This is a genomic window from Sphaerochaeta globosa str. Buddy (genome assembly GCF_000190435.1).
GTDB classification, from domain to species: domain Bacteria; phylum Spirochaetota; class Spirochaetia; order Sphaerochaetales; family Sphaerochaetaceae; genus Sphaerochaeta; species Sphaerochaeta globosa.
Genome location: NC_015152.1, coordinates 642,334 through 666,666, shown reverse-complemented (window position 1 = coordinate 666,666; position 24,333 = coordinate 642,334). Strand labels below are relative to the sequence as shown.

Sequence of the window (24,333 nt, the reverse complement as noted above, 5' to 3'; positions counted from 1 at the left end):
GTGTAAGACTTGGTGCAGTATGTATTTAGCGTGCAAACAAGATGTCAGCTAACCCTTTTCATATTTTAGGTAGCTGATCCATCCATGAGCCTACAAGGAATCAATAACGCTAACACTTTCTGGAGAAAGGTGGTACGTGAAATCTCTTGATGACTCCATACGTGGCACAGAACAAGTGCTACATCATGTTCATTACGAAACATAAATAATCTGGAGGTTATTCATGAGCACTACAATGAAATATCTAAGAATACTGACCACCTTTGTGATACTTCTCAGTCTCACTTTCCTGGTGGGATGTTCAGAAAAAATCACACCACCGATCAGTGTGGCCAGTATCACAGTCAACGGAGCAGGTGATGCAATCACCGTAGTTGATGGATCAACGCTGCAGATGAGTGCAGTAGTCCTGCCAAATGATGCACTTGATGCAAGTTTCACTTGGTCGGTACAGGCAGGGACAGGTTTGGCCACCATCAGTGAAAGCGGATTGTTGACAGCGACAGAAGTTGGATCGGTTAGCGTTATAGCGACTGCCAACGATGGATCCACTATCACGGGGTCTCTTGAAGTGACGGTAACAGCCTATACAGGACTACCCTCTCCGATGGCATCGTTCGCGGGCATAACCCTTACGCAAACAGGAGATATAGCCAACAACAATGTGCAATATGCCGAAGCAGCTGCGGTAATCGCAGTATTGCCGATTCAGATTTCCGTGACCTTGGAGGATGCACAGATTAAGAATGTGCCGCTGACCTGGTTGGATACGGATACGTACAATCCAGCGGTAGCAGCTGATTACACCTTCACTGCAGTCTGGGGTGATCTCCCCGTAGGGGCTACCAATGCCAATAACCTGGCCGTTCCAACCGTGGAATTAGCGGTTAGGCAAGGGGTATTGATGGTCGCTTCCATTACGGTTACCACCGATGGAGACATCGTCCAGGTCATTCTTGATGAAACGTTGCAAATGAATAAAACAGTAGCCCCTCTTACTGCCGAAGATACAAGTGTAACTTGGTCGGTTGCAGCAGGTACAGGAACTGCATCCATTGATATACATGGATTGCTGCTTGGCTTGAGTGAAGGAACTGTCATTGTAAAAGCAACGGCAAATGACGACTCACTGGTTGAAGGTACGAAGATGATTACCGTCAATGCTCGTCCCCTCGTAGCTTCCACTTTCCCCTTGCATGAAGCTACGGGAGTCGCGATCACCACTGATATCCAAGCCTCTTTCAATGAGATCATGGATGGTGATTCCGTGGTCATCCCCGCTAATTTCATCGTGAGTGCTGCTGGAAGTGAAATCTCTGGAGTTCTCTCCTATGATGTAGCCAACAGAACTGTATCCTTCAACCCTTCTACCGACTTGCTCTACGACACACTCTATACTGCTACGATTAGCGCTGCAGTTACTGATTTTGCCGGCGCTGAGATGCTAGAGGACAAGGTATGGACATTCACTACTGCTTCTGCGGTTCTTGCAGGAGTCGGCCCGGCTCTCATCAACCTGAGAACTGCGTCCAACTTCGCCATTCTTGCGAAGTCAGCAATCACCAATACAGGTAATACGCTGATCACCGGAGATATCGGGGTGAGTCCACAGTCTCTTGTCGACCTGACAGGATTCTCTGAGACGCTTTCCCTGGATGGGACCTCTGCAGATTCAATCTATGTAACAGGTAAAATCTATGCTTCTGACATGCAGGCCCCTACTCCTTCCAAATTGACCACAGCAATTTCGGATGTGGAAGCAGCGTACGTTGAAGCAGCAGGAAGAGTGGATTATGCAATTGTCTCCGGCACTGCCGGTGGAATCATCGGAGGACAAACGTTTGCCCCTGGTATTTACAAGTGGGAAACGGTTGTCACCATGGCAACGGATATCACCTTGCAAGGTGGTGTGAACGATGTCTGGATTTTCCAGATTGCGGACAATCTTACCGCCAGCAGCGGAGCAAGAGTTATGCTGACCGACGGTGCTCAAGCCAAAAACATTTTCTGGCAAGTAGCGGGAATCGTGACCCTGGGAACTGGTGCACACTTTGAAGGAATCATTATGAGTATGACTCAGATAGTTCTCGAGACGGGTTCATCTGTTCACGGAAAGTTATTAGCCCAAACGCAGGTCACCCTAGACACAGCCACAGTCACCCCGCTCTAGAATCGCGCGAAAGCATCGGGGATCGAAATATCCCCGATGCTCTAGCCTCTCTTGCAACCAAGTTTTTCTGAGCAGTTCCTCTGAATGGACCAGCTTTCAGCATTGCGTGTTGGAATTATGAGAAACAACGTGACAATTCAAAAGGAGGTTTATGAAGTCCCCTGGAGGCTTCATGCCGGTGATCAGATAGGAGTGTAACACTATGCTCCTTCATTAATTCACAAGAAATCAGGAGGATTTCAATGAATACATTAAAAAATCTTACAAAGTATGTGTTTCTTTTTGCCATAGTCGGCATTCTCTCGTTTGCCGTAGGGTGTTCAAACGACACCACACTGCCCATTAACGTGACGGGAATTACTATCACGGGAGCAGCTGATGCAATTACCGTTTCAAATGGCGAAACGCTGCAAATGAGTGCGGCTGTTCTTCCCCTCGATGCAACCGACGCAAGCGTAACTTGGTCCGTTGCTTCAGGAAGCGGAACCGCAACCATTAGCACAACAGGGTTGCTCACAGCAACCGCAGTAGGTACGGTCTCCGTCAAGGCGACTGCGAATGACGATTCCGCTTACGAAGGAATTCTTACGATCACCGTAACTGCTCCGAACGTAGCAATCAACATCGCAGCCATCACTGGTGTAACAGCTCCTGTACGCAGTGTTACCCCCGATTTGACCGTTGTCGAAACCGACCAATATACAGCAACCATCACATGGGCGCCTTCTGACAGTCCCTATGCCGGTTCAACCGTATATACTGCGACTATTACCCTGGCACCGAAAGCAGGGTATACCACAACCGGTGTTGCAGCCGACGCTTTCACGGTAAGTGGAGCAGACACAGCAACCAACCTTGTTAACAGTGGTGTCGTAACTGCAGTGTTCCCTGCAACTTCAGCAGCTCCCTTGGCTCGTGTAGAGCTCGGTACCGCAGCTGATTATGTCATCCTGGCTGAGACCTTAATCTCCACAACAGGTGTAACACATGTAACTGGTGATCTCGGAATAAGCCCGTATGCTACTACGTTCATTACAGGTTTCGCCTTAGTCGACGCAACCGGGTACGCTACCTCCTCACTGGTCACTGGCTCTGTCTATGCAGCTGATATGGCAGATCCTACACCTGCAAACCTCACTACGGCAGTGGCAAACATGATAACTGCATACAATGATGCAGCTGCTCGCCCAACTCCTGATGAGTTGAATTTGGGTACAGGAGCGATCGGTGGATTGATACTGGCTCCCGGCCTTTACAAATGGGATGGCACAGTTGGAATCGGTGCAGACCTTACCCTCAACGGCGATGCGAATGATATTTGGATATTCCAGATATCTGGAGACCTCAACATGGCTAGTGACTTTGAAGTCCTGCTGACCGGAGGTGCAAAACCTGAGAACATTTTCTGGCAGGTTGCAGGCATTGCAACGCTAGGAGAACGTTCCCACATGGAAGGAGTTATCTTAAGTCAAACCGATATCGTCTTACAGACAGGTTCATCCATCAACGGTAGGTTGTTGGCTCAGACGCAGGTCACTCTTGATGCTGCGACTGTATTAGAACCCACGATTCTCTAGCCTCCTGGATTCTTTCCAGTAAACTGGCAGATTTGCCATTGGAATCTGACGCTGATCGGGATTTCCCCTCAGCGTCAGGCTCCTTTCCTTTCTACCAATTTTCGAACCTGTGATTCCAGCAGAGGTGAAGCGGAATTGTTTCCAGTCATCTATAGCTTGGAAACCATCTGCCTCTCGTCCTTCATTCACGAGAAATCTGGAGGATTTCAATGAAAAAAGTAAAAATCACGCAACGTTTCCTAATCGTGCTGCTGGCAATACTCACGATTGCAACAGCCTTCGTTGGATGCAAAGCTGACATCCTTACACTGGATGCCCCCGTTGTAAGTTCCACGCTCCCCGACAATACATCGACGGGTGCTGCCATCAACGGGACAATCAGTGCAATCTTCAATGAACCGGTCGATCCCGCCACCATCACCAGCGGGACCTTTCTGGTAAGCGATGGGACAACAAGTGTTGCAGGTATAGTGACCTACGATGCTCCCAACAAAAAAGCGATATTCGCCCCCTCGGCAAACCTTCTCAATACGACAGCCTACACGGCAACGTTGACGACTGACGTAAAGAATACTGAAGGGACCGGCCTTTCGGAGTCGAAAGTCTGGACGTTCACCACGGCAGCCGCTGGTAGTGGTCCCGCACCGGTGAATTTGAGAACTGCTGCAAACTATGTAATTTTGGCAAAATCAGCAATTTCGACCGTTCCCGATTCCATCATCACCGGCAATGTAGGAATAAGTCCTGCAGCAGAATCCTATATGACTGGCTTCTCCCAAACCGATGCCACCGGGTATGCCACTTCCTTCCAAGTAGCTGGTTTCCTCTATGCAGCTGACATGGCACCTCCTACAAACACCAATCTCACTACTGCGGTTGAGGATATGATGACTGCGTATACCGATGCAGCCGGCCGATCAACTCCCAATTTCCTCGACCATGGTGCTGGAGAGATTGGTTCTCTCAGCCTGATCCCAGGCCTTTACAAATGGACTAGTTCAGTCACCATTGGGTCGGATGTTACCATCAACGGTGGAGCAAACGATGTCTGGATTTTCCAGGTATCCGGAGACCTCACCATAAGCAGTAATTTTGATGTCATCCTCAGTGGGGGAGCCCAAGCGAAGAACATCTTCTGGCAGGTTTCAGGAGAGACGGTTATGGGTACCGGTTCTCATTTCGAGGGCATTGTCTTGTGTGAGACAAATATTACGATGAACACAGGCTCGTCGATCAACGGCAAATTACTTGCACAAACCAATATTGCAATTGCCCAATCGACGGTGACTAATCCTACTCTGTAGGCCCTTTCATCCGATAGAGTGAACCTATCACTTCCGACGTTGAGAACTCCATACTCAACGTCGCTTTTTTGTTTGAATCAGCAATTTTTAATAATTGTGAAACTCTTTATTCGAAAGCGGCAGACATGCCATCCTCGAATTCAATATCTGTCATAAAAAGTGCTTAAAAATTAAAATCCATTAGTATTTTTTAAATACTGTTACTAAATATCACTATCAATCATTTTTCGCGTTTCTTCATTGACAAAAAAGGTATCAAAGCCTATTATTTACTTATAATATTTCACTATACATTATACAGGGAGGACTGTATTCCAGATCGAATCAATCCCAAAGTAAACAAACTACTCGCTGCTCTACCCCAAGCGGAATATGACCGCATTTCCAGTCGTCTTGAGCTGGTCACCCTCACTCTCGGCTCTGCACTGTACGAGTCCGGTGGGCAATTGGCATACGTATACTTCCCCATCGACTCAATCGTATCGCTTCTCTATGTAATGGAAGATGGTGCATCGGCAGAAATATCTGTTGTCGGCAATGAAGGTATCGTCGGTATTGCCTTATTCATGGGTGGGGATAGCGTTCCCAACCGAGCAGTTGTGCAAAGCGAGGGAATTGCCTATCGACTCCCGTCGGCAGACTTGCAGCTCGAGTTTAAACGTTCTGGTGCTTTTCAGCATTTGCTTTTGCGCTACACCATGGCTTTGCTGACCCAAATGGCGCAGACTGCTGTCTGCAATCGCCATCATACAGTCGATCAACAGCTCTGTAGGTGGCTGCTTCTCAGCCTGGACAGATTACCGTCAAATACGTTGAGAATGACGCAGGAACTCATCGCCAATATGTTGGGTGTACGACGTGAAGGCGTGACCGAGGCAGCAGGAAAGCTACAAAGTGCTGGGTTAATCCAATATAGTAGAGGTTGTATTACGGTGTTGGATCGTCCTGGGCTTGAGGCCCGGGTGTGTGAGTGCTACGAAGTAGTGAGAGAAGAATTCGAACGACTTCTGCCACAATATACTGCAACATAGTTGCAGTATAGGCATCCTGTGTGGTGAGCACTATTCCAAAAGAAAATCGAGTACGTTTTTCACTACTACTCCCTCAATGGTAGGGAGGGTGTCGCAATCGAGAGTGAGAATCAACTTTTTGGAAGTGCCATTGACTTCCTTCAGGGATGCAAGCTTTTCAGTAAGAAGGGTCTCGTCTGAACAGGTAGCCATAACCTGTACATACATCTGCAGGTCGTGACGATTGGCGATGAACGTAATCTCCTTGGAATCGAGTTTACCTACAAAAACTTCAAAGTTCCTTCTCAACAATTCAAGATAGACAATATTTTCAATCAAAACACTGGTGGTAAGGGCATGATATCCGAGGATTGCATGCCAAATTCCCGTATCAACAATATAATACTTTGCCAAATTGGGATTGATCAGATTCTTCTTGATGTCGAACTGCTCTGCTTTATAAATAACGAAAGCCTGTTCGAACATATACAAGTACTCTTCCACCGCTTCAAGATTGGTCTTCCGGCTCCCGATGGAGCAGGCTTCGCTGACCTTCTTGGAGGAAAATAGGGATCCAATATTCTGCATGAGATAGTGCAACACCGATTCCAGGAGCATGGTATCCTTCACCACGTTGCGCTGGATGACATCCTTGAGGATTACAGTATTGTAGATTCCTTGCAAAAAGTTCGCGATCACCTGGCCATCCAAGGGGAGCGAAGAGACTGCCGGCATTGAACCGTACTTAATGTAGGAATCGAAATTCTCCTGCTGGGATAGACCTTTTTCCAGTTCCTTGAAATCCAGAAACTCCTTGAAGGAGAGCGGGAACATCTTAATCTCCACATACCGACCGGTAATGAGTGTGGAGAGTTCAGAAGAAAGCAGATTATCGTTCGAACCGGTGATATAGATATCGATATCCTTGTCCACCATGAGTGCGTTTACCGCTTTCTGCCAATCGATCACCTGCTGAATCTCATCCAGCATGAGGTAGTTGCGAGTTGATTGCAATTGCTTTTCCACCAAGAAGTAGAGAGCACGGTAATCCCTGATGTTGTCGAACTGCATGGATTCAAAATTAATATGAATGATGTTTTTTGCAGGCACACCGCTGGACAGCAGTTCCTGTTTCCATAGTTCAAGCAACATGGATTTGCCGCACCTACGAATGCCTGTAATTACTTTGATAAGAGGGGTATCCCGGTAAGCAATGAGTTGATGTAAGTAGAGATCACGTTTTTTGATGAGCATTTCCATACCTATAGTATACTCTACTTTTCATAGTTTGTACTTATTTCTTTTCAAAACAAATATTTACCATTAGAATAGGCTCTGCTCTTACACTATCCCCAACCGGTAGGATTTTGTCCGAAGCAGAGCCTTTGCAAACGGAGTGAGAAATGTTTGATGGGTATCACTCCCTAACGAAATGCTGCAGCTGTTGTATAGGTTTGATTGGTGCTCTTTGGTCGATCGGGATTACTCATTACCAACAAATCTCTCTCTATCAAAGGAAGTACATGTTTTGAATAAAAATAGGAAACCGATTTAAAACTGAAGTGAGCAGCCAGCTGAGTCCTAGTTCTTGGAACCTTGCAGAATTCCAGAATCAACTGTTCAATATCGGAGTGGTCTTCGCCCTGTATGGTTTCAAGTTGCTCCACCGAGGATGCTCGTTTATACAAGGTTACCGTAAAAAGGCCACGTGATGAATCAAAAACTGGGTCCGGGTTACCAGCTTCCCTCATCGAGCTATAGATGGTAGGAATGCCTGAATAGCGGTTCTCTGTAAGAGGCTCTTGCAAAATAGCAAATGCCTGATATTTTCATTCTTCTGAGCTACTTGAGGCAGCTTCAGAAGCTCATCCTTGCTGCAAACAAGCACGTTATTTGGATATTTGTATAGAAATGGACCTGACAATCCTTTATAATATGATTAACTACAAACGATTAGAAGGAGAGCAGGTCCATGAAAAGCATAGCAGAAATCCTCGGCGGTTGCCAGATGGTATTCGGAATTTCTTTCGACATCCAAGAGGTTTTCGAAGGGTATGTGACCGCCGAACACCGTACGTTCATCCAGATGCTGCAGGTGCTAGAGGAATTCCTGCCGGCGTGCGACGGCAAGGCAAGCCTGCTTGGGCGCAAAGGCTATGATGAGACGGCGATGATCCGTTCGGCCCTGGCCAAGCAGTTTTTCAAGATTCCCACCGTCACCTCGCTTCGCAACCGCCTGCTCAGCGATCCGTCGCTGCGGCAGGTCTGCGGGTTCACCTCCGTACCGAGTGAGGCCACCTTCAGCAGGAAATTTGCATCCCATGCACGCCAAAAACTCATGGAGAAGGCGCTGGGCCCCTTGGTAAGCTCCTATCTGGACGGCCGCATCGTGGGTCATGCCAGCCGGGACTCCACAGCCATCGAGGCGCGCGAGAAGGCCGTGAACAAGAAGAAGGAAGTGATCCCGAGGGGGAAACCCGGCAGGCCCAGGAAAGGCTCTGAGTCGAAAACCAAGAAGCAAAACGTTCTGCAGAAGCAACTTGGCCAGACTGCCGAACAGGCATTCGAGGAATTGAACTCCCAGTGCAGCTGGGGATGCAAGCGCAACAGCCAGGGCAACCGCAACTATTGGAAGGGCTACAAGCTTCACCTGGATGTCACCGACAGCGGCATTCCCGTCAGCACCATCGTCACGGGTGCCAACGTACATGACAGCCAAGCGGCGATTCCCTTGGAGCGGATGACCGGGCAGCGGATCAAACACCTGTACTCGCTGATGGACAGCGCCTACGATGCAAAGCCCATCAAGGACTTCATCATCGGAAACGGCAGGATGCCCATCATCGACCCGAACAAGCGGCGCAAGCAGCAACGGGTCCTCTCCCCCTCTGAAAAGCAGCGGTTCAGGATCCGTTCGACCGTCGAACGATCCAACTCCCACCTCAAGGATTGGCTTATTCCGCCGAAGATCATGGTCAGGGGGACGGAGAAGGTCTCCCACTGCCTGATGACCGGCGTGCTGTGCCTTGCTGCAATCATGATACTGCAGTATTGCATCCTGCCGGGCATCCAGAAAACTGCGTAACACCACAAAGAGCAATGATGCATTCGCCTATCGTGGGGTAGGTGTGTCTTCTTGCACTCGATTATCGATGGACCGGGCGTATTTACTCGTTTGAAGCCCTTGATTGGACGGTTCGCTCCTCTTAATCAATGGTATTAGTATCGTCGGATGGATTCAAATTCTCAATGAATCCTCATTTTCCAAGAGCCTCTATAGACAATTATTCCCAGAGAGCTTTCCCTTTGGTTATTTCCTTGAATTATTTACTATGCATCCAGGATCTTTGCATTCTGAAACGAGTAGCGTTGTATATCGCATCGCAATTTCTGGTATCATCGATCAGGCATTTTTCCTTCCCTCAATTCTGGAAGATCGGAATAGGACCAGATACGCGGCAACCCGTATTACATCCTTAAGCTTGGCGGATTGGTCTGTTTCTTGTTATACTATTCAAAAGGACGCGAATAAAACGTTGTGCATGCTAAAAAAGCACCATCCTCCAGCCTTGCTGGCAGTTGGAACAATCCGTGAGGGAATTGGTCTTTGGGCACATACGAACGATTGGTCTGACAAGAAAGGGAATTCCCATGTTGATTGGTGGATATTTGCTGGGATGAGCCCTTTCACAGATTTTGAGGTGGTATAATGGAGCATTCTGGAGAGTATTTCAAAAACAGCCCATGGGGCAGTCTCTCACTAGATCGAACGTTTCTCTCGTATAACACACTGCGCTTGGTGTTCAGCTTGCTTGACATCGCGGGTAATCATTATATTTCCATCTGCGTCAGCTGGCATCCAGACTATGAATGGCTTGTGATCGAAGTAACAGCTGCCGAACTAATCAGTCTTATCAACGATTCAATAACTGTTTCCACCTTGCTCACGGCGAAGGGTAGGAAGAAAGTATATTGCAAGTGGCCGGAACAATCCGATTCAATCGAATGCTATGAATATGAGCAATTCCCTCTTGAAATACTGCCGCAGAAGGATGTGTATCTTGAGCTTGGTCAAGATGACTATAGGGAGTATGTCTTACAGTTACAGCAGGAACAGCAAAAAAGCTGGGATGGTATGCAGGACTATTAGTACTCTGCAACAAGGAGGGGTCTCCCCCTCCCTGTTTACAATCCTTACCTAATAAATTCCTTGTTACTTTGACTTCCCCAAATAGGCGAACTTGATCTCTTCGTTCTCCAAGAGTTCCCTTCCCGGTCCTGAGAGGGTGATGTTCCCCGTCTCCATGACGTAGCCGGTATGAGCGGTTCTGAGAGCGACGTTGGCGTTCTGCTCAATGAGCAGGACGGTCACCCCAGCTTCGTTGATTTTCTTGATGATGGAGAAAATATCCTTCACCACCAAGGGAGCCAGCCCAAGGGATGGCTCATCCATCATGATCATCTTCGGGTTGGCCATCAGGGCTCTTCCTACGGCCAGCATTTGTTGCTCGCCGCCTGAAAGGGTACCGGCTAGCTGCCAGTGCCGTTCCTTAAGCCGGGGAAAGAGTTCATAGACCCGTTCCAGGCCTTGCTGCTCATGACTCTTATCCTGGAGGTAGCCCCCGATCTTCAGGTTCTCCAGCGTAGTGAGGTTCGGGAACACCCTGCGGCCTTCCGGAACTAATACCAGTCCCATTTCCACAATCTTTCGCGTATCCATTCCATTGAGCTTCACCCCGTTGTAGGTGATAGTGCCGCTGGTTATGGGAACCAAGCCCATAATGGAACGCAAGGTAGTCGACTTACCGGCACCGTTCGCTCCGATGAGGGTGACAATTTTGCCTTCATCAACAGAGAATGAAATACCGTTGAGAGCTACAATACCACCGTAACAGACTTTCAAGTCTTGTATTTCCAATACACTCATGCTTCATCCACCCCCAAGTATGCCCTGATGACGGCAGGATCATTCTGCACCTCTGCCGGTGTTCCCTGGGCTATGGTCTTGCCATAGTCAAGGACATAGATGGTGTCCGAGATATCCATGACCAGATTCATATGGTGCTCGATCAAGAAAATGGTCAGGTTGAACGAATCCTTGATCTCCTTAATAAACAGCGAAAGTTCCTCTGTCTCCTTGGGGTTCATTCCTGCTGCCGGCTCATCAAGCAAAAGCAACTTTGGTCCGGTTGCAAGGGCGCGGGCTATTTCGAGCCTGCGCTGCTTGCCGTACGGCAGGGAGGATGACTTCTCATCCCGGCTGCCAAGCAACCCCACCCGCTCCAAGAGTGCCTCGGTGTCCTGATACATCTTCAGTTCCTCCTCTCGGTTGAGGCGGAAGGTACAGGAAAAGAGTCCTGCCTTGATATGGCAGTGCTTGGCGATCAGGACGTTTTCGAAAACAGTAAGGTCCTTGAAAAGGCGGATGTTCTGGAAGGTACGAGCCATACCCAGGCGGGTAATTTTATCCGGGGTGTTGACGACTTGCTTCTCAAACGGAGTCTTGTAGGTTCCGTTGTAGATTTTCTTCATCTTCGACCGCGGATAGTTTTCCCCGATGACCAGACCGTCAAAGGTCACCCGACCATTGGACGGCTGATAGCCTCCGGTGATTACGTTGAAGGCAGTAGTCTTACCGGCCCCGTTCGGTCCGATAAGGGCGGTAATTTTGTCCTTCGATATTTCAATGTTCAAATCATCGACGGCGACCACACCGCCGAACTGCATGGTAATGTGTTCGGTCTTCAGGAGGATGTCACTCATGCCTGGCCTCCTTCTTTCTTCTTGTTTCTGAACCTGAGTCGGTTGATTATCCTATCCCAGTTGAACTCATTGGTTCCCATCAGACCCTTTCGGTAGATGAGGACGACGATCATCAGAAGGATGGAGAATATGACCATTCTGAAGCCGGTGCGGAAGAGCGGGACCTCAAAGGTTCCGATAGTGAGCGGCTGATCGAAGAAGCGCAGCCACCACTCCTTTGCAGCGGTTACCAAAAAGGCGCTGATCACCGAACCGGTGACGCTTCCGATTCCTCCGATGACAACGATCAACAGAATGTCGTAGGTCAGGGTGATGGAGAAGGTCTTCGCCTCAATGGAGCGCATGTACATGGCCAACAGGCCACCGGCAACAGCTGAGAAGAACGAGCTAATTACAAAGCTCATCTCCTTGTGTTTGAATAGGTTTATGCCCATTGCCTCAGCTGCAATCTCATCCTCGCGGATGGCCTTGAAGGCACGTCCATAGGAGCTCTTGATGAGGAGCATAATGAAAACAATGCAGAAGGCAACCACAATGAAGGGGGTAATGAGAGAAGGAATGGCTCCCCAAAGCATGGGTGGGAAGTTGGGAATCTTGTTCAGGCCATAGGAACCATTGGTGACTTGGTCGAATTGCGGGGAGGAAAATATAGCCCGTACGATCTCCGACAAGCCCAGGGTTGCGATGGCGAGGTAGTCACTCTTCAGCCTGAGGACGGCAATGCCGACAAAAGCAGCAGCAAAGGCTGCAAGCAGTCCGCCGAGAAGCAGGGCGACGAAGGGGAATACAATCCGTACAAGCTCGGGGGACGAGGCAACCATTGTCTTGAAGGCCCGAATCGCCGGATGCACACCGTTCATGTAGTAGACACCGTCAAGGTTCTGCACCGGGATGAGCAGGATGGCGGTGGTATAGGCTCCGATGGACATGAAACCGGCTTGGCCGAGGCTGAACAGCCCGGTGAAGCCGTTGAGCAGGTTCATCGAGACTGCCACCAAGGCAAGAATGACACCCTTCTGCAGAACCGAGACAAGCATTCCGTGCTGCAGGCGGTTGGCACTGAGCCAGTAAAGGAATGCCAAGAGAAGGGCCAGGGTGACAATGGTATAGATGTTGTTTCGTTTGATCTTGATCATACTTTCTCCACCGTTTTTTCGCCGAATAGTCCGGTCGGTCGTACGAGCAACATCACGATCAAGAGAAAGAAGGTGAAGGCGTCGGAGAAGGTTGAGTAGCCCAGCGCTACGAGCAGGGTTTCGACGATGCCGATAAAGAAGCCTCCCACCACAGCACCGGGAATGTTCCCGATTCCGCCGAATACGGCAGCTACGAAGCACTTGAGGCCCGGAAGCGTTCCGGAGAACGGGGTTACCGACATACGGTCGGTAAAATAGAGGATGGAACCAACACCGGCAAGGAAGGAGCCGATGGCAAAGGTCACCGAGATGACCCGGTTGATGTTGATACCCATCAGTTTTGCTGTTTCAAAGTCCTTGCTCACCGCCCGCATGGCCATACCGGTTTTGGTCTTGTTGACCAATACCATCAGGATGATCACCAGAACAATGGTGAGAGCCGGAGTAAGAATGGTTACAAAGGAAGCCGAGAGCTCACCCATCTGGAAAATCCGCTTGAGAATGGGAATTTCGGGATAGCCGCGGGGAATGGCGGTGAAGAGATAGGTTGAGAGGTTCTGCAAGAGATAGGAAACGCCGATGGCACTGATCATAATGGACATTCGGGGTGAACTGCGTAGCGGTTTATAGGCCATGCGTTCAATAAGGATGCCCATCGCAGTGGTTACCACCAAGGTGATGACAATGGCTACCGGCCAGGGGAAGCTGGCAAGCGAGAAGATCATGAAGTAGCCTGCCATCATGAAGATATCGCCATGGGCGAAGTTGATCAGTCGAAGGATGCCGTACACCAACGTATAACCGATGGCTATCAAGGCGTAGGCTCCTCCCAGGGATATTCCTGTCAGGCAGTGCTGCAGGATTGTTGTCATACTCATCAGTAGTTCTCCATACCTGAGTCAAGCTAAACATAGGGAAAATAGCGAAGTGAGAGAGAAGACAGAAAGAAATAGAGAAAGAGAAACAAAAACTGAAACAGGTAAATAAAATAAAATAAAAAAAATACATAAGTAAATTAATTAAAAGTAAAATACAAAAAAAAGAGACTTGGCTGGGACAGTTGTCCCAGCCAAAGCAAAAGAGCTTAGATAACGCTTACAGTCTTGAGGAACTTGAACTGGCCGCCCTCAACGACCTTGATGAAAGCCATGTCTTTGTTGGCATCACCATTTTCGTTGAATACGATACGACCGGTTACGCCTTCTACATCGACTTTAGCCAGGGCGTCACGAATGGCAGAACCCTTGGAGGAGTTTGCCAACTCGATGGCCTTCAGAGCGGTGATGTAGGCATCGTATCCGAGTGCGGAGACTGCGGGGATGATGTCCGGCTGCTTGTTCTCTACCAGGTACTTCTTGAAGCCTTCGATGAACTTTGCAGCTTCTGCGGTTGCAGGGTCTGCATCGTCAAAGAATGTGGAGAGTACAACGCCTTCAGCACTCGCGCCTGCGTTCTCTATAATAGAAGAGTTTTCCCAGGTGTCGCCAGCCATGATTTTGGCTGTGATGCCCAGCTCGCGAGCCTGCTTAATGATAAGCGGAGCGGTGGCGATGGAGGACGGGGCGAAGATTACGTCAGGGTTAGCTGCCTTGATGTTAGTCAGAATCGACTTGAAGTCGGTGGTGTTGGTCTGGAACTGTTGTTCGCTGACAACGTTGCCACCCAGTTCCTTGAAGGCTCTGAGGAAGAAGTTACCAAGGCCAGAGGAGTAGTCGTCACCAAGCTGGGTAATGACTGCAGCCTTCTTGGCGCCTTCCTGCCAAGCGAAGTTGGCCATGACGGTGCCCTGGAACGGGTCAAGGAAACATACGCGATAGTAATAGTCATTTCCGAGGGTTACCTGCGGGTTGGTGCAGGATGCGCCGATGGCGGGTACCTTGTTGTCAAGGAAAATGTCGCCGGCTGCAATCGATACGCCTGAGCCGTAGGAGCCGAGAATGACGGAAGCACCGCTGGAGATAAGGCTTTGGGCTGCGGTGACTGCTTCGGTTTTGTCAGACTTGTTGTCTGCTTCGACCAATTTGACGTTGTAGGTCTCACCGTTGATCTTAACGGTAGGATAGACCTTGTTGGCGTAGCGCATGCCCAGGACTTCCTGGTAGCCGCCGCCGCCGTTTTCACCAGTGAGGGGTTCAAATACTCCGATCACAATTTCTTTTGCCCCACTCTTCTGTTCTGCCCCACCGGCAGCAAAGAGCACGGAAGAGGCTAGCAATAGAACCAACAAGCACACAGTTAGTTTCTTCATAACAAGAGCCCTCCATATACATAGATGAAATTATTATTACGTTCTCTGTGGTTCCTGCACAAGTGAAAAGTGCATATATACTTAAAAATTTTCTGTAACAATGTAAAAAAGTTTCTTCAATCTTCGCACAAATTGAATATTTTTGCGGTTTGAAACGGCAATATCCCTAGCATGAGTGAATATTCATACACCTAGAGTGCAAATAATGCAGATTCATCTTCTACTCAACTTCTAACGTATGTCTTGAGTTTTGCTGTGTATTATACAGCTAATAGGAAGCGTTCTCGTATCATACGTTTTGCTAGATTGCTACTACATACAACGTGTTGTCACAAGTAGGTGCACAAGAGAATATTTGTATTTCTATACAAATTAATGATTTAATAATTTATCAAAATATTTTTCAAAATTTTATCACTTTTTTATTTTTAGTATTGACATAAGTCTCTTTTATCCCTAATATACAAATGTGCTCAGGGAAATGAGCCGAAAGAACGAAACTTGCACAGGAGCAAAAGAAGCTCCTAAAAAGGAAGAACAAATGAAAAAGACAATTGCTATCCTGTTGGTCCTGGTAATCGGAATGGTTGGTGTGTTTGCGGCTACTGCGCCAGCTGATGTGTCATTATTTGTTAAGACTTCGGTATATGCTATAAATGAGATGAAAATTACAGCTGCTGCTACTCCTACTAGTTGGACGACTAATGCGCAGGCTGCGGAAATTAGAGCATCTAGTTCTGTATATGATTCTGCACTGTCTGCTAATTCAGTTAATACTAGCTCGACAAGTGCTCAGATTGTCGGTTATTTACAGACAAGGACTAATAACAGGTTAGGAGTTGAAGTTAAAGTTCAAGCATCCAAGCTTAAATACAACATTACAACGACTCAAGATGTCGAAGGAATTCCTACTGAGGTCACAACTACTGTTGATTCAATTGATTATACTGTCACTGGAGGTGCTAATCCTTACAACACTGCTTCTAATACAACTGCTGTTTCTTATATGACAATTGCTGCAGGTACTGGCCTACGTCTGGGAGATGTAAAAACCGTTCAAGTTACCTTAGAGTCAAACGTAGCAAATAAGACTGCAGGCAATTATGTTGGTGATATCACATTTAACTATACTGTCAACTAAAAACTAACCATCGGATAACCATGGGTACCAGGTACGAATTCCAAAAAACCATGGGTACCAGGTACGGATTCCAAAGTTACCACAAGAATCGCAAGATGGCGGTTTGAATGAAGGGTTCTGAAAAACAGGGTTCCAGGTACAATATCCAATAAAACCACAAGGCTGATCAGAAATGATCGGCCTTTGGTGTTTTTGTGCCTAAGAGCAAAACTACTGTTTGGGAAGTAACCCAGATAGCCTTGGATTTCCCGGAATGAACCGAGGTCAAGATGCCCATCTTAAATATATTGCTCTGTAAGCCGTCAGATGGTGCTCTGGGGACATATAACCATCGGTACCAGGTACAACTTCCACAATTTTCACAAGAATCGCAAGATGGCGGTTTGAATGAAGGATTTCGGGGAATAGGGTACCAGTTAGAAAGTCCAATAAATCCACAAGGCTAATCAGAAATGGTCAGCCTTTGGCTTGCTAGAGGTCAAGTTGCTATTTAGATGGCTGCCCCATTAGAGGAATGCCTCAGTATTAACCGAGTCACAGGCAGAAAGCTCCCAGCATCAACAGCGCAAGCAACTATCGGTACCAGGTACAACTTCCACAATGTCCGCAGGAATCGCAGAATGGCGGTCTGAATCAAGGATTTCGGGCAATAGGGGAGGAACCATCGGTACCAAGTACAACCTCCCCAAGTTCCATAGGAATCGCAAGATAGCGGTTTGAATGAAGGATTTCGGGGAATAGGGTACCAGTTAGAAAGTCCAATAAATCCACAAGGCTGATCAGAAATGGTCAGCCTTTGGTTTGCTATGCATACGTTTTGGTAGACACTTTTTGATGGACAGGAGCTCGATTTGGATACACTTTTCCAGTGACTGCGACCATACTGGTTTACAGCTCCATCCAGACTTTTCTCATTTCTTTCAAAAGGATACCCTCCTTCTCCGAAGGCGTGATATCTTTGACATGGGGTAACTACTCAGGTGTCTAACCATCATTCTCTCTTTTGAGCCAGTCCCTTTGCTTTGCAAAGACCCAAAAAGTTCTTTTCCCCAGTTATTGACCGTTGGCAATTAGGGCTCGAAACCTTCCCTAAAGGGGCTCTAAATCCTTGTAATATATCGTTTTCTAGTTGCATTTAAACCCCTTTTATATTACACTAACTCCATTGTAAGAGAGGAATTAGATGGACCAGAAAGGGAACAACAGGAAGGATTTTGAGCAGCTCAATCATAAGATTGATTTGCTAGCCATGTCCAATTCCCGATTGGTATCCCAGGTATCAGAACTCCTCAGCCAGAACAAGGAGCTGCAGAAATCCAGTCAGGCACAGGCCAAGGAATTCACCAAAGCCATTACAGAGCTCAAGTCAATCATCAAGGAAAAAGATGCTGAACTTGCCAATCTCAGGGAACAGGTGAACAAGGACAGTTCCAACAGCAGCAAGCCACCCTCGACGGATTTCTGCAAAAAGCCCAATCCGAAGCCATCCACCCTCAATAGCAGGAATGGCAAAGGTACGACCAAGAAGACCAATGGCGGACAGAAAGGCCATCCCGACAAGACAATGGAACTCAAGTCAGCACCTGATGCAATTGAGCGCTGTCTGCCCAAAGATTGTGAAGGTTGTCCCCTTTTCGGCAAATGTGAGGCCACCGTTGTCGGTTCGCGTAATGTCGTCGATTTGGCCATACAGGCTTACCAGACACAATTTGACCAGGTGCAATACAGTTGTCCCATACAGGGAGGGGCGATCATCAGAGGGGAATATCCTGCAGGTGTCAATTCACACTTCCAGTACGGTGATACGCTCAAGTCCCTGGTTGTCACCCTGAGTTCCTTTGGGATGATGAGCATGTCCAGGATAGCAGAGACAATCAATGCCCTTGCCGGAATCACCATGAGTGATGCGACGGTGAACAACATGATCCTTTCCTGCTCAGACAAATGCAAGCAGCAGCTTCCCAAGCTCAGGAAGCTGCTGCTCGACTCCCATAGCATCGGCTTTGACGAGACAGGCATCCGCGTCTGTGGCAAGAACCACTGGATGCATACCGCATCCACCAAGGACCTGACACTCCTTGTCAGCAGTCCAAAAAGGGGCAAGCCAGGTATCGACGATTGTGGGGTGCTTCCTCATTTCAAGGGTGTGGCAGTCCACGATTGCTGGAGTTCCTATTACCACAAGGACTATGCTGGTGCTGCCCACGCACTCTGCTGTGCCCATATAGACCGTGAGCTGCAGGGTGTCACTGACAACTACAAGCAAAGATGGGCAAGACAGTTCCAGAAGCTGCTGATGAGTATGTATGTGACCAAGAACAAGCTTCTTGCCGAGGGTGTCACCAAGGCCCCCAGTACCATGCTCAAGGGTTTCAGTAACCAGTATGACAAGATAGTGGGGAGCGGGATCAGAAGGAACCCCATCCCCAAGGTGCTAAAAAAAGGCAGGGGAAGGCCAAGGAAGGGTACAGCCCGGAGTTTGGTGGACAGGTTGCAGAAACTCAAGGCCGATGTGATGAGATTCTTCACTGACTTCAACGTCCCGTACTCAAATAATATTGCGGAGAAGTCTTATCGCCTTCCGAAGAAAAAAATACAGATAGCTGGCACGTTCAGAGCAAGTGATGGAGGGGAGCGTTTCGCTACCATATTCTCCATCATCGATACTTGCCGCAAAAACGGGCTCGGTCCAATAGAGGCACTATCCCAGGTCTTTGCAGGTACGTTCTCTCTTGATTTTCTGAATCAGCCTGTTAGGTGACCTGAGTAGTTACGACATGGGAATCAATCTTGACACGCTTGGAGAACATACTTATGAAAATCAACAATGAACTAGATGCGATGAATTTGTTAGAGGAATTAAATCTAGATAATGCTTCAATTGAAGAACTGAAAGAGGTGATTTTGCATCTTCGAAGGCAATTCAAAACCCGCTATTCGTATTTGGTTGGCGAATGGCAACATGCAAAGAGAGTAAAAAGTACCAGAGATGGCCAATTCATATCAAAAGATGCTTTAATTAAGTATTTAGAATCATAGCGAAGTATATTGTTATAACCGTCGGCACCAGATACGGATTCCATAAACCAAAGGCTGATCAGAACTGGTCGGCCTTTGGTTATGAGGCTAAATAGCACTCAATAACAGGATACTATCAAACAAGAAACCTTTCGCAGAATTCCCTTGCTGTGATGATTTGAATATTCTCAAATTTCTCCAAGACTAATAGATCTTTATCACCACTACAAATGTATAAAGCTCCTGAGTCCTTTGCACATGCAAGGAACTTATCATCATCAGGATCTCTGCACAGTTCTATATGTGCAGATGGCAAGACCATCTCCAGATTCTGAAAGAATAAAGATAATGCGTCTTCATCAATTTTACCTTGAAGTCTAGCAATCATTTCTTGGGTGATTTCCTGATATTCCTCGAGTATTTGGGGAGAAGCACAAGCGTCCAACTCTTGCGTAGCCACCGCTCTGATAATTCTCTTTGGATAGCCTCCAAAGAAAATGCCTGAAATGAAAACATTGGTATCAATGACAATCTTCACTTACCAATCCTTCTACGCTGACGATACGATTTGATGATTGTGTTCACATCATCCTCATTCAGACCAGATGAAGCAGCAAGATTCTGAGCTTCACTCAAAGCAACATCAAAGTCCTCTATCGTCGGCAGTTTTACTATCTTGAGCATAATAACGTCACCCGAAGCGTATGCCACTAGACGAGTACCACTCGTAATAGAAAGACGCTTGCGCATTTCGACAGGAATAGCAATTTGTCCTTTTGATGAGACTGTTAGAACTTGCATATCCATAAACATCTCCTTGTAAGATTTTCTTACTTATATACTACAATCAACTGATTTCAAAAACAATAGCCCTGCAACCTTTGAGGTCTGGACCATCGGACAACCTAATTGAAGGGTACCAGGTAGAAGCTTAAGGATTCCACTAACCCCACAAGGCTGATCAGCAATGGTCGGCCTTCGGTTTGTCTATGGGTCAGGCTGCTGTTTTTGATTGCTGTTTTCTTTCTTTCAAGAGAGAAAAATGCTACCCTCAAATCAGGTATTTCCTTGGAGGAGTTGTGAATGGAGACACAAGCTATGGAGAGATTGCAAGAGATTCATCGCCTTTGGATTGAAATCAACAAGAATTCTTCCTCTGCGTATTACGCTGCACTTCGGTCAAAGAAAACCATGAACTCCTATATACGTAATACTGTCTTCGAACTGTCGGATAGACTGGGCCTGTTTGTGCAGCCAGAATACAATTCTTTGGATTATGCTTTTTACAGCAAAGAAGATCTTGTACCTAAAACGTGCTGCATAGGGAATAGAGTCGATACAGTTTGGCTGAAGCGGATTCAGGTGGCTTTCGACCATGACAACAAGCTGGACGTCAAAGCTGGCAGCTCTAAAAAATTCTCTCATTTGCTGCTCATCGATGCTGATGCAAAGGTTCTCGTCGGGTATGGAAAAACTACGGAATCGTATGACCCATACGCACTTGCTTATCAAACCCGTATGACGGATTCGGATACAAATTCTGATCCAATATTATTCATCGGCGAATACGCCCCTATCGCTGGGGTGGATGATCTGAAATTTGAGAGTTACATCATTTCATCTTCGCAACTACTCAAGTTTGATCCTTACAAGTCAACTTGGACAACCATACCAGGTACTGTCTCCTCTGAAAGCCTTTGAATGCTACCCTTTATGCATGGTTTTTGGAGGCTGTCAACATAATTTAGGTTCTTTTTACATACCCGTTGCATAAACATCCAGTATTTGTATAGAATAGCCGAAAGACAAAGAAGTCCAATACGCAGTGAGCGTGCTTGGGCTTCTTTTTTTTATTCCTTGGAGGGAAGAAATCTTATGAATGCACCAATCATCAGCTTACGAGACGTGACCATGCGATTCGGATCCCTGCAAGTACTCGATTCCATCAATCTCGATATCCCCCATGGTTCAAAGACTGTAATCATCGGTCCCTCAGGAGGAGGTAAAAGCACCCTGCTTCGGTGTATCAACCTCTTTGAGCGACCCCAGCAAGGATGCGTAATTGTCGACGGACATGAACTGACAACCAAACGAGGCCGGGAGCTGTGCAAAATCCGGGAAGGAATAGGAATGGTCTTCCAACAATTCAACCTCTACCCCCACATGACAGTACTAGACAACCTGTGCCTTGCTCCCCAGAAACTACGCAAAGAAAGCCGCTCTTCTGCAGTTGATTGTGCAATGGAGCACCTCAGGCAGGTTGGATTGGAAGAGAAAGCCGATGCCTACCCTGCCCAACTCTCAGGAGGCCAGCAGCAGCGTGTCGCCATTGCCCGTGCATTATGCATGCGCCCCCCGGTGCTGTTGTTTGATGAACCAACCAGCGCTCTCGACCCCGAGATGATTAGCGAAGTATTGGAAATCATGCAAAACATAGCCCATGAGAAGAATATAACCATGGTAGTGGTTACCCATGAAATGGGGTTTGCCAGATCCATCGCTGACAGGGTGCTCTTCCTTGACGGTGGACGCATTGTCGAGGACGGAAGCCCTGCCGAGGTGTTCAATACACCAAAGCAAGAGAGAACCAAACAGTTCCTCTCAAAAATTCTGAAAAGTGCCTGAGACCAGTGTTACTGGGAATGAATCTATTGCAAGTGAGGAATCTCATGAAGAACACCAAATGCTCTGTTGTTGTCCTGCTGCTCATCGCTGTGCTCTCACCCCTGTTTGCTGCAGGGACGAAAGAGTCTGCCGTATCCGATCCTTTGGCCGCATTGAAGGCAAAAGGGTACCTGAGTGTCGGATGTAAAGTGGATGTTCCCTCCTTTGGATATAAGAACATCAATACCGGAGAAATCGAAGGGTTTGAAATAGACCTCGCAAAGGCAGTTGCAAAACGAATTTTCGGCGATGAGAATGCCATCAAGCTCACCCCAGTCACCGCAAAAACCAGAGGCCCCTTGTTGGACACCGGTGAATTGGATATGGTTGCTGCTACCTTTACCGTAACCGAAGAACGCCGCAAAAGCTGGGACTTCTCCACCATCTACTATGTGGATGCAGTAGCCGTAATGGTCAAGAAAGCATCGCCCTATGCAGTATTCTCCGACCTTGCAGGAAAAACCATCGGTGTAGCACAGAGTGCCACCACCAAGAAGAGCCTGGAAGCCGGTGCTGCAGAAGCTGGCATAACACTTAAGTTCAACGAATTCGCAACCTATCCAGAGATTAAAGTTGCCTTGGACAGTGGGAGGGTGGATGCCTTCAGCGTAGATTTCGCCATCCTGAACGGGTACATGGAAGACTCTACAAAACTGCTTACCGAACGATTTGCCAAACAGGATTACGGCATCGCAGTCAAGAAAGGAAACACTGCATTGCTTGAAGCAGTGAATGCCACTATTGCCGACTTGGAGGCAACCGGTCACATGAGTTCGATGCTTACCGCATGGGGTTTGCGATAACCATCAGTTCTGTTCTTCCTACCCCCTTGTGAAAGGGGGTAGGGTTTATTTTCATTCGTAAGGGAGTACTTTGTGTTCAAATTGTGGATGTGGGAACGCCTGTTTACTGACTTTTCCATTTTCTTGGCTGGATTTGGGATGACTCTGGCAGTCTCTTTGCTTGCCCTCGTCCTCACGCTGCTTATCAGCCTGATCGGTGGAATACTTCGCTGTTCACAGGCAAGAATCTGGAGAAAGGGCCTTTGGTTGTACATGAGCCTCTTTCAGAATACTCCCTTGGTAGTGCAGATTTTCTTCTTCTACTACGTACTGCCTCGGATGGGATTAGTCCTATCGCCCTTCGCAGTTGGTTGCCTGGGACTGGCCCTTTACACCGGCGCCTTTGGCATCGCAGTCGTAGAAGCTTCCATACTCGCCATTCCCAAGCAACAATCAGAAGCGTCAATGAGCCAGGGCTTTTCCTACCTACAGACCATGGTGCATGTGGTAATCCCTCAAGCCATGAAAATCGCCCTTCCCTCTCTGACAAACCAAGCAGTGAACCTTATAAAGAACTCCTCGGTCCTTGCCATGATTGCAGGGGGCGATCTCATGTACCGCTCAGATTCCTGGGCAAGCGAGACTGCCGTGTACGGTCCCACCTTTCTGGTGACAGGTTTGCTGTATTTGAGTATTTGCCTTCCCCTGAGCAGGCTGGTGAAGCGAATGGAAGCAAAGGTGAGGTGAAATAATGATTGAATTGTTTGATCCCTACAGCATACCCGAAGTACTGGTATTCCTATCCAAAGGGTTGGGGATGACCTTGTTCATTGCACTCATCTCCATTTGCCTCAGTTTCGTGTTTGGTTCAGTCCTCGGGATCGCCCGATACCTTGGCAAGGGGCCGGCAGCCAAGCTTGCCGCTCTATACATCGATTCCGTACGGAATATTCCCCTGCTCTTGTTCATACTCAGCTTTCGGCTGTTGTTGCCATCGGTCATATTGGGTATTCGTATTCCCGATAAGGCAGTATTCTCCGGCATTGTGGCAATGACCGTGTTTACCAGTGCCATGGTTGCCGAAATCCTACGGGGAGGATTGAACGGAATACCCAAAGGACAATGGGAAGCCGCTGCTAGCCAAGGGTTCTCACGGTACAAGACTCTTCGCTACATCATCTTTCCCCAAGCATTGAGAAAGATACTGGTACCCATGCTCGGCCAGTTTGTAACCTGCCTGAAGGATACCTCTTTTCTGCAAGTAGTCGGGATATCGGAACTCATGATGAATGCAACCATCATTATGGGAAAATTCAAGTATTCGTATCAGGTCATTCTGCTCTATACCTTGGTTGCCTTGGCATATTATGGAGCCAATAGTGCAGTACTCACCATAGCCAAGCGAATCAAGTTCTAACCATCGGCATCAGGTACAAGAACCACTCATCCCCTATCTCTGATCAGAGATGGTCAGCCTTCGGTCTATTACGAAGCAGCATTTATTCCCTTTCCACGATGCT

24 protein-coding genes are annotated in these 24,333 nt (G+C 47.7%); 15 read left to right on the top strand and 9 right to left on the bottom strand.

What is annotated here, in order from left to right:
• Window positions 1-223 precede the first annotated feature (223 nt).
• The 4 genes from SPIBUDDY_RS15610 to SPIBUDDY_RS03115 all read left to right on the top strand — a co-directional run bounded on the left by SPIBUDDY_RS15610 (window position 224) and on the right by SPIBUDDY_RS03115 (window position 6,082).
• Window positions 224-2,170: an ice-binding family protein gene (locus tag SPIBUDDY_RS15610; RefSeq protein WP_013606306.1), complete on the top strand. Its 1,947-nt coding sequence runs from the start codon at window positions 224-226 to the stop codon at window positions 2,168-2,170.
• A 242-nt stretch (window positions 2,171-2,412) separates the two neighbouring features.
• Entirely contained in the window at window positions 2,413-3,747 is a 1,335-nt protein-coding gene (locus tag SPIBUDDY_RS15605; protein ID WP_013606305.1) for an ice-binding family protein, read from the top strand.
• Window positions 3,748-3,956: 209 nt separating this feature from the next.
• Entirely contained in the window at window positions 3,957-5,051 is a 1,095-nt protein-coding gene (locus tag SPIBUDDY_RS03120; protein ID WP_013606304.1) for an ice-binding family protein, read from the top strand.
• A 254-nt stretch (window positions 5,052-5,305) separates the two neighbouring features.
• Window positions 5,306-6,082, top strand: coding sequence for a Crp/Fnr family transcriptional regulator (locus SPIBUDDY_RS03115; protein WP_425358149.1), 777 nt, complete (start codon window positions 5,306-5,308; stop codon window positions 6,080-6,082).
• A 30-nt stretch (window positions 6,083-6,112) separates the two neighbouring features.
• On the opposite strand, the gene SPIBUDDY_RS03110 is transcribed toward SPIBUDDY_RS03115, so the two are convergent.
• Entirely contained in the window at window positions 6,113-7,321 is a 1,209-nt protein-coding gene (locus SPIBUDDY_RS03110) for an ATP-binding protein (protein WP_049787856.1), read from the bottom strand.
• Window positions 7,322-7,485: 164 nt separating this feature from the next.
• Window positions 7,486-7,869, bottom strand: coding sequence for a hypothetical protein (locus tag SPIBUDDY_RS16530; protein ID WP_041380538.1), 384 nt, complete (start codon window positions 7,867-7,869; stop codon window positions 7,486-7,488).
• Between the two features lie 164 nt (window positions 7,870-8,033).
• On the opposite strand from SPIBUDDY_RS16530, the gene SPIBUDDY_RS03100 reads away from it, so the two are divergent.
• The 3 genes from SPIBUDDY_RS03100 (at window position 8,034) to SPIBUDDY_RS03090 (ending at window position 10,211) form a co-directional block, all read left to right on the top strand.
• The gene (locus SPIBUDDY_RS03100; RefSeq protein WP_013606301.1) at window positions 8,034-9,146 is read left to right on the top strand and encodes a transposase; all 1,113 of its coding nucleotides are present in this window, start codon (window positions 8,034-8,036) and stop codon (window positions 9,144-9,146) included.
• A 103-nt stretch (window positions 9,147-9,249) separates the two neighbouring features.
• Complete coding sequence (locus SPIBUDDY_RS03095) at window positions 9,250-9,771, top strand: hypothetical protein (RefSeq protein WP_041380536.1); 522 nt, start codon at window positions 9,250-9,252, stop codon at window positions 9,769-9,771.
• On the top strand, window positions 9,771-10,211 hold the full coding sequence (locus tag SPIBUDDY_RS03090; RefSeq protein ID WP_041380535.1) for a hypothetical protein: 441 nt from the start codon (window positions 9,771-9,773) through the stop codon (window positions 10,209-10,211). Before SPIBUDDY_RS03095 ends, SPIBUDDY_RS03090 begins: the two co-directional genes overlap by 1 nt.
• Before the next feature lie 63 nt (window positions 10,212-10,274).
• On the opposite strand, the gene SPIBUDDY_RS03085 is transcribed toward SPIBUDDY_RS03090, so the two are convergent.
• The 5 genes from SPIBUDDY_RS03085 to SPIBUDDY_RS03065 all read right to left on the bottom strand — a co-directional run bounded on the left by SPIBUDDY_RS03085 (window position 10,275) and on the right by SPIBUDDY_RS03065 (window position 15,208).
• On the bottom strand, window positions 10,275-10,988 hold the full coding sequence (locus tag SPIBUDDY_RS03085; RefSeq protein WP_013606300.1) for an ABC transporter ATP-binding protein: 714 nt from the start codon (window positions 10,986-10,988) through the stop codon (window positions 10,275-10,277).
• The gene (locus tag SPIBUDDY_RS03080) at window positions 10,985-11,824 is read right to left on the bottom strand and encodes an ABC transporter ATP-binding protein (protein WP_013606299.1); all 840 of its coding nucleotides are present in this window, start codon (window positions 11,822-11,824) and stop codon (window positions 10,985-10,987) included. The genes SPIBUDDY_RS03085 and SPIBUDDY_RS03080 overlap by 4 nt, the downstream gene beginning before the upstream one ends.
• Window positions 11,821-12,960, bottom strand: coding sequence for a branched-chain amino acid ABC transporter permease (locus SPIBUDDY_RS03075; protein WP_013606298.1), 1,140 nt, complete (start codon window positions 12,958-12,960; stop codon window positions 11,821-11,823). The genes SPIBUDDY_RS03080 and SPIBUDDY_RS03075 overlap by 4 nt, the downstream gene beginning before the upstream one ends.
• Window positions 12,957-13,838: a branched-chain amino acid ABC transporter permease gene (locus tag SPIBUDDY_RS03070; RefSeq protein WP_013606297.1), complete on the bottom strand. Its 882-nt coding sequence runs from the start codon at window positions 13,836-13,838 to the stop codon at window positions 12,957-12,959. Before SPIBUDDY_RS03070 ends, SPIBUDDY_RS03075 begins: the two co-directional genes overlap by 4 nt.
• A 206-nt stretch (window positions 13,839-14,044) precedes the next feature.
• Complete coding sequence (locus SPIBUDDY_RS03065) at window positions 14,045-15,208, bottom strand: ABC transporter substrate-binding protein (RefSeq protein ID WP_013606296.1); 1,164 nt, start codon at window positions 15,206-15,208, stop codon at window positions 14,045-14,047.
• 481 nt (window positions 15,209-15,689) lie between these two features.
• Here SPIBUDDY_RS03065 and SPIBUDDY_RS03060 point away from each other — a divergent pair, with 481 nt between their 5' ends.
• From SPIBUDDY_RS03060 to SPIBUDDY_RS03050, 3 genes are all read left to right on the top strand, one after another.
• Window positions 15,690-16,349 (top strand): hypothetical protein, encoded by a 660-nt coding sequence (locus SPIBUDDY_RS03060; RefSeq protein ID WP_155816040.1) that lies wholly within the window; start codon window positions 15,690-15,692, stop codon window positions 16,347-16,349.
• 1,183 nt (window positions 16,350-17,532) lie between these two features.
• A complete protein-coding gene (tnpC, locus tag SPIBUDDY_RS03055; protein ID WP_013606294.1) occupies window positions 17,533-19,110 on the top strand; it encodes an IS66 family transposase in 1,578 nt (525 codons plus the stop codon).
• A gap of 53 nt (window positions 19,111-19,163) precedes the next feature.
• Complete coding sequence (locus SPIBUDDY_RS03050) at window positions 19,164-19,388, top strand: hypothetical protein (RefSeq protein WP_013606293.1); 225 nt, start codon at window positions 19,164-19,166, stop codon at window positions 19,386-19,388.
• Between the two features lie 115 nt (window positions 19,389-19,503).
• On the opposite strand, the gene SPIBUDDY_RS03045 is transcribed toward SPIBUDDY_RS03050, so the two are convergent.
• Both SPIBUDDY_RS03045 and SPIBUDDY_RS03040 read right to left on the bottom strand, forming a co-directional pair.
• Window positions 19,504-19,905 (bottom strand): putative toxin-antitoxin system toxin component, PIN family, encoded by a 402-nt coding sequence (locus SPIBUDDY_RS03045; RefSeq protein WP_013606292.1) that lies wholly within the window; start codon window positions 19,903-19,905, stop codon window positions 19,504-19,506.
• Complete coding sequence (locus tag SPIBUDDY_RS03040) at window positions 19,902-20,174, bottom strand: AbrB/MazE/SpoVT family DNA-binding domain-containing protein (protein ID WP_013606291.1); 273 nt, start codon at window positions 20,172-20,174, stop codon at window positions 19,902-19,904. Before SPIBUDDY_RS03040 ends, SPIBUDDY_RS03045 begins: the two co-directional genes overlap by 4 nt.
• A 276-nt stretch (window positions 20,175-20,450) precedes the next feature.
• Between SPIBUDDY_RS03040 and SPIBUDDY_RS03035 the strand changes: the two genes are divergently transcribed.
• The 5 genes from SPIBUDDY_RS03035 (at window position 20,451) to SPIBUDDY_RS03015 (ending at window position 24,230) form a co-directional block, all read left to right on the top strand.
• A complete protein-coding gene (locus SPIBUDDY_RS03035; RefSeq protein ID WP_013606290.1) occupies window positions 20,451-21,068 on the top strand; it encodes a hypothetical protein in 618 nt (205 codons plus the stop codon).
• A gap of 174 nt (window positions 21,069-21,242) precedes the next feature.
• Window positions 21,243-21,992, top strand: coding sequence for an amino acid ABC transporter ATP-binding protein (locus SPIBUDDY_RS03030; protein ID WP_013606289.1), 750 nt, complete (start codon window positions 21,243-21,245; stop codon window positions 21,990-21,992).
• Window positions 21,993-22,036: 44 nt separating this feature from the next.
• Complete coding sequence (locus SPIBUDDY_RS03025) at window positions 22,037-22,834, top strand: transporter substrate-binding domain-containing protein (RefSeq protein ID WP_013606288.1); 798 nt, start codon at window positions 22,037-22,039, stop codon at window positions 22,832-22,834.
• 72 nt (window positions 22,835-22,906) lie between these two features.
• Window positions 22,907-23,560 carry an amino acid ABC transporter permease gene (locus SPIBUDDY_RS03020; RefSeq protein ID WP_013606287.1) on the top strand — a complete coding sequence of 218 codons (654 nt, stop codon included), beginning with the start codon at window positions 22,907-22,909 and terminating at the stop codon, window positions 23,558-23,560.
• A gap of 4 nt (window positions 23,561-23,564) precedes the next feature.
• Window positions 23,565-24,230, top strand: coding sequence for an amino acid ABC transporter permease (locus SPIBUDDY_RS03015; protein WP_013606286.1), 666 nt, complete (start codon window positions 23,565-23,567; stop codon window positions 24,228-24,230).
• Window positions 24,231-24,333 lie beyond the last annotated feature (103 nt).

Bases quoted from the DNA above. Each gene is read 5' to 3' on its own strand.
- SPIBUDDY_RS15610 (WP_013606306.1), top strand. From the start codon at position 224: ATGAGCACTACAATGAAATATCTAAGAATACTGACCACCTTTGTGATA.
- SPIBUDDY_RS03035 (WP_013606290.1), top strand. From the start codon at position 20,451: ATGGAGACACAAGCTATGGAGAGATTGCAAGAGATTCATCGCCTTTGG.
- SPIBUDDY_RS03065 (WP_013606296.1), bottom strand. From the start codon at position 15,208: ATGAAGAAACTAACTGTGTGCTTGTTGGTTCTATTGCTAGCCTCTTCC.
- tnpC (WP_013606294.1), top strand. From the start codon at position 17,533: ATGGACCAGAAAGGGAACAACAGGAAGGATTTTGAGCAGCTCAATCAT.
- SPIBUDDY_RS03030 (WP_013606289.1), top strand. From the start codon at position 21,243: ATGAATGCACCAATCATCAGCTTACGAGACGTGACCATGCGATTCGGA.
- SPIBUDDY_RS03060 (WP_155816040.1), top strand. From the start codon at position 15,690: ATGAGCCGAAAGAACGAAACTTGCACAGGAGCAAAAGAAGCTCCTAAA.
- SPIBUDDY_RS03110 (WP_049787856.1), bottom strand. From the start codon at position 7,321: ATGGAAATGCTCATCAAAAAACGTGATCTCTACTTACATCAACTCATT.
- SPIBUDDY_RS03120 (WP_013606304.1), top strand. From the start codon at position 3,957: ATGAAAAAAGTAAAAATCACGCAACGTTTCCTAATCGTGCTGCTGGCA.
- SPIBUDDY_RS03025 (WP_013606288.1), top strand. From the start codon at position 22,037: ATGAAGAACACCAAATGCTCTGTTGTTGTCCTGCTGCTCATCGCTGTG.
- SPIBUDDY_RS03050 (WP_013606293.1), top strand. From the start codon at position 19,164: ATGAAAATCAACAATGAACTAGATGCGATGAATTTGTTAGAGGAATTA.
- SPIBUDDY_RS03015 (WP_013606286.1), top strand. From the start codon at position 23,565: ATGATTGAATTGTTTGATCCCTACAGCATACCCGAAGTACTGGTATTC.
- SPIBUDDY_RS03100 (WP_013606301.1), top strand. From the start codon at position 8,034: ATGAAAAGCATAGCAGAAATCCTCGGCGGTTGCCAGATGGTATTCGGA.
- SPIBUDDY_RS03040 (WP_013606291.1), bottom strand. From the start codon at position 20,174: ATGGATATGCAAGTTCTAACAGTCTCATCAAAAGGACAAATTGCTATT.
- SPIBUDDY_RS03070 (WP_013606297.1), bottom strand. From the start codon at position 13,838: ATGAGTATGACAACAATCCTGCAGCACTGCCTGACAGGAATATCCCTG.
- SPIBUDDY_RS15605 (WP_013606305.1), top strand. From the start codon at position 2,413: ATGAATACATTAAAAAATCTTACAAAGTATGTGTTTCTTTTTGCCATA.
- SPIBUDDY_RS03085 (WP_013606300.1), bottom strand. From the start codon at position 10,988: ATGAGTGTATTGGAAATACAAGACTTGAAAGTCTGTTACGGTGGTATT.
- SPIBUDDY_RS03075 (WP_013606298.1), bottom strand. From the start codon at position 12,960: ATGATCAAGATCAAACGAAACAACATCTATACCATTGTCACCCTGGCC.
- SPIBUDDY_RS03080 (WP_013606299.1), bottom strand. From the start codon at position 11,824: ATGAGTGACATCCTCCTGAAGACCGAACACATTACCATGCAGTTCGGC.
- SPIBUDDY_RS03090 (WP_041380535.1), top strand. From the start codon at position 9,771: ATGGAGCATTCTGGAGAGTATTTCAAAAACAGCCCATGGGGCAGTCTC.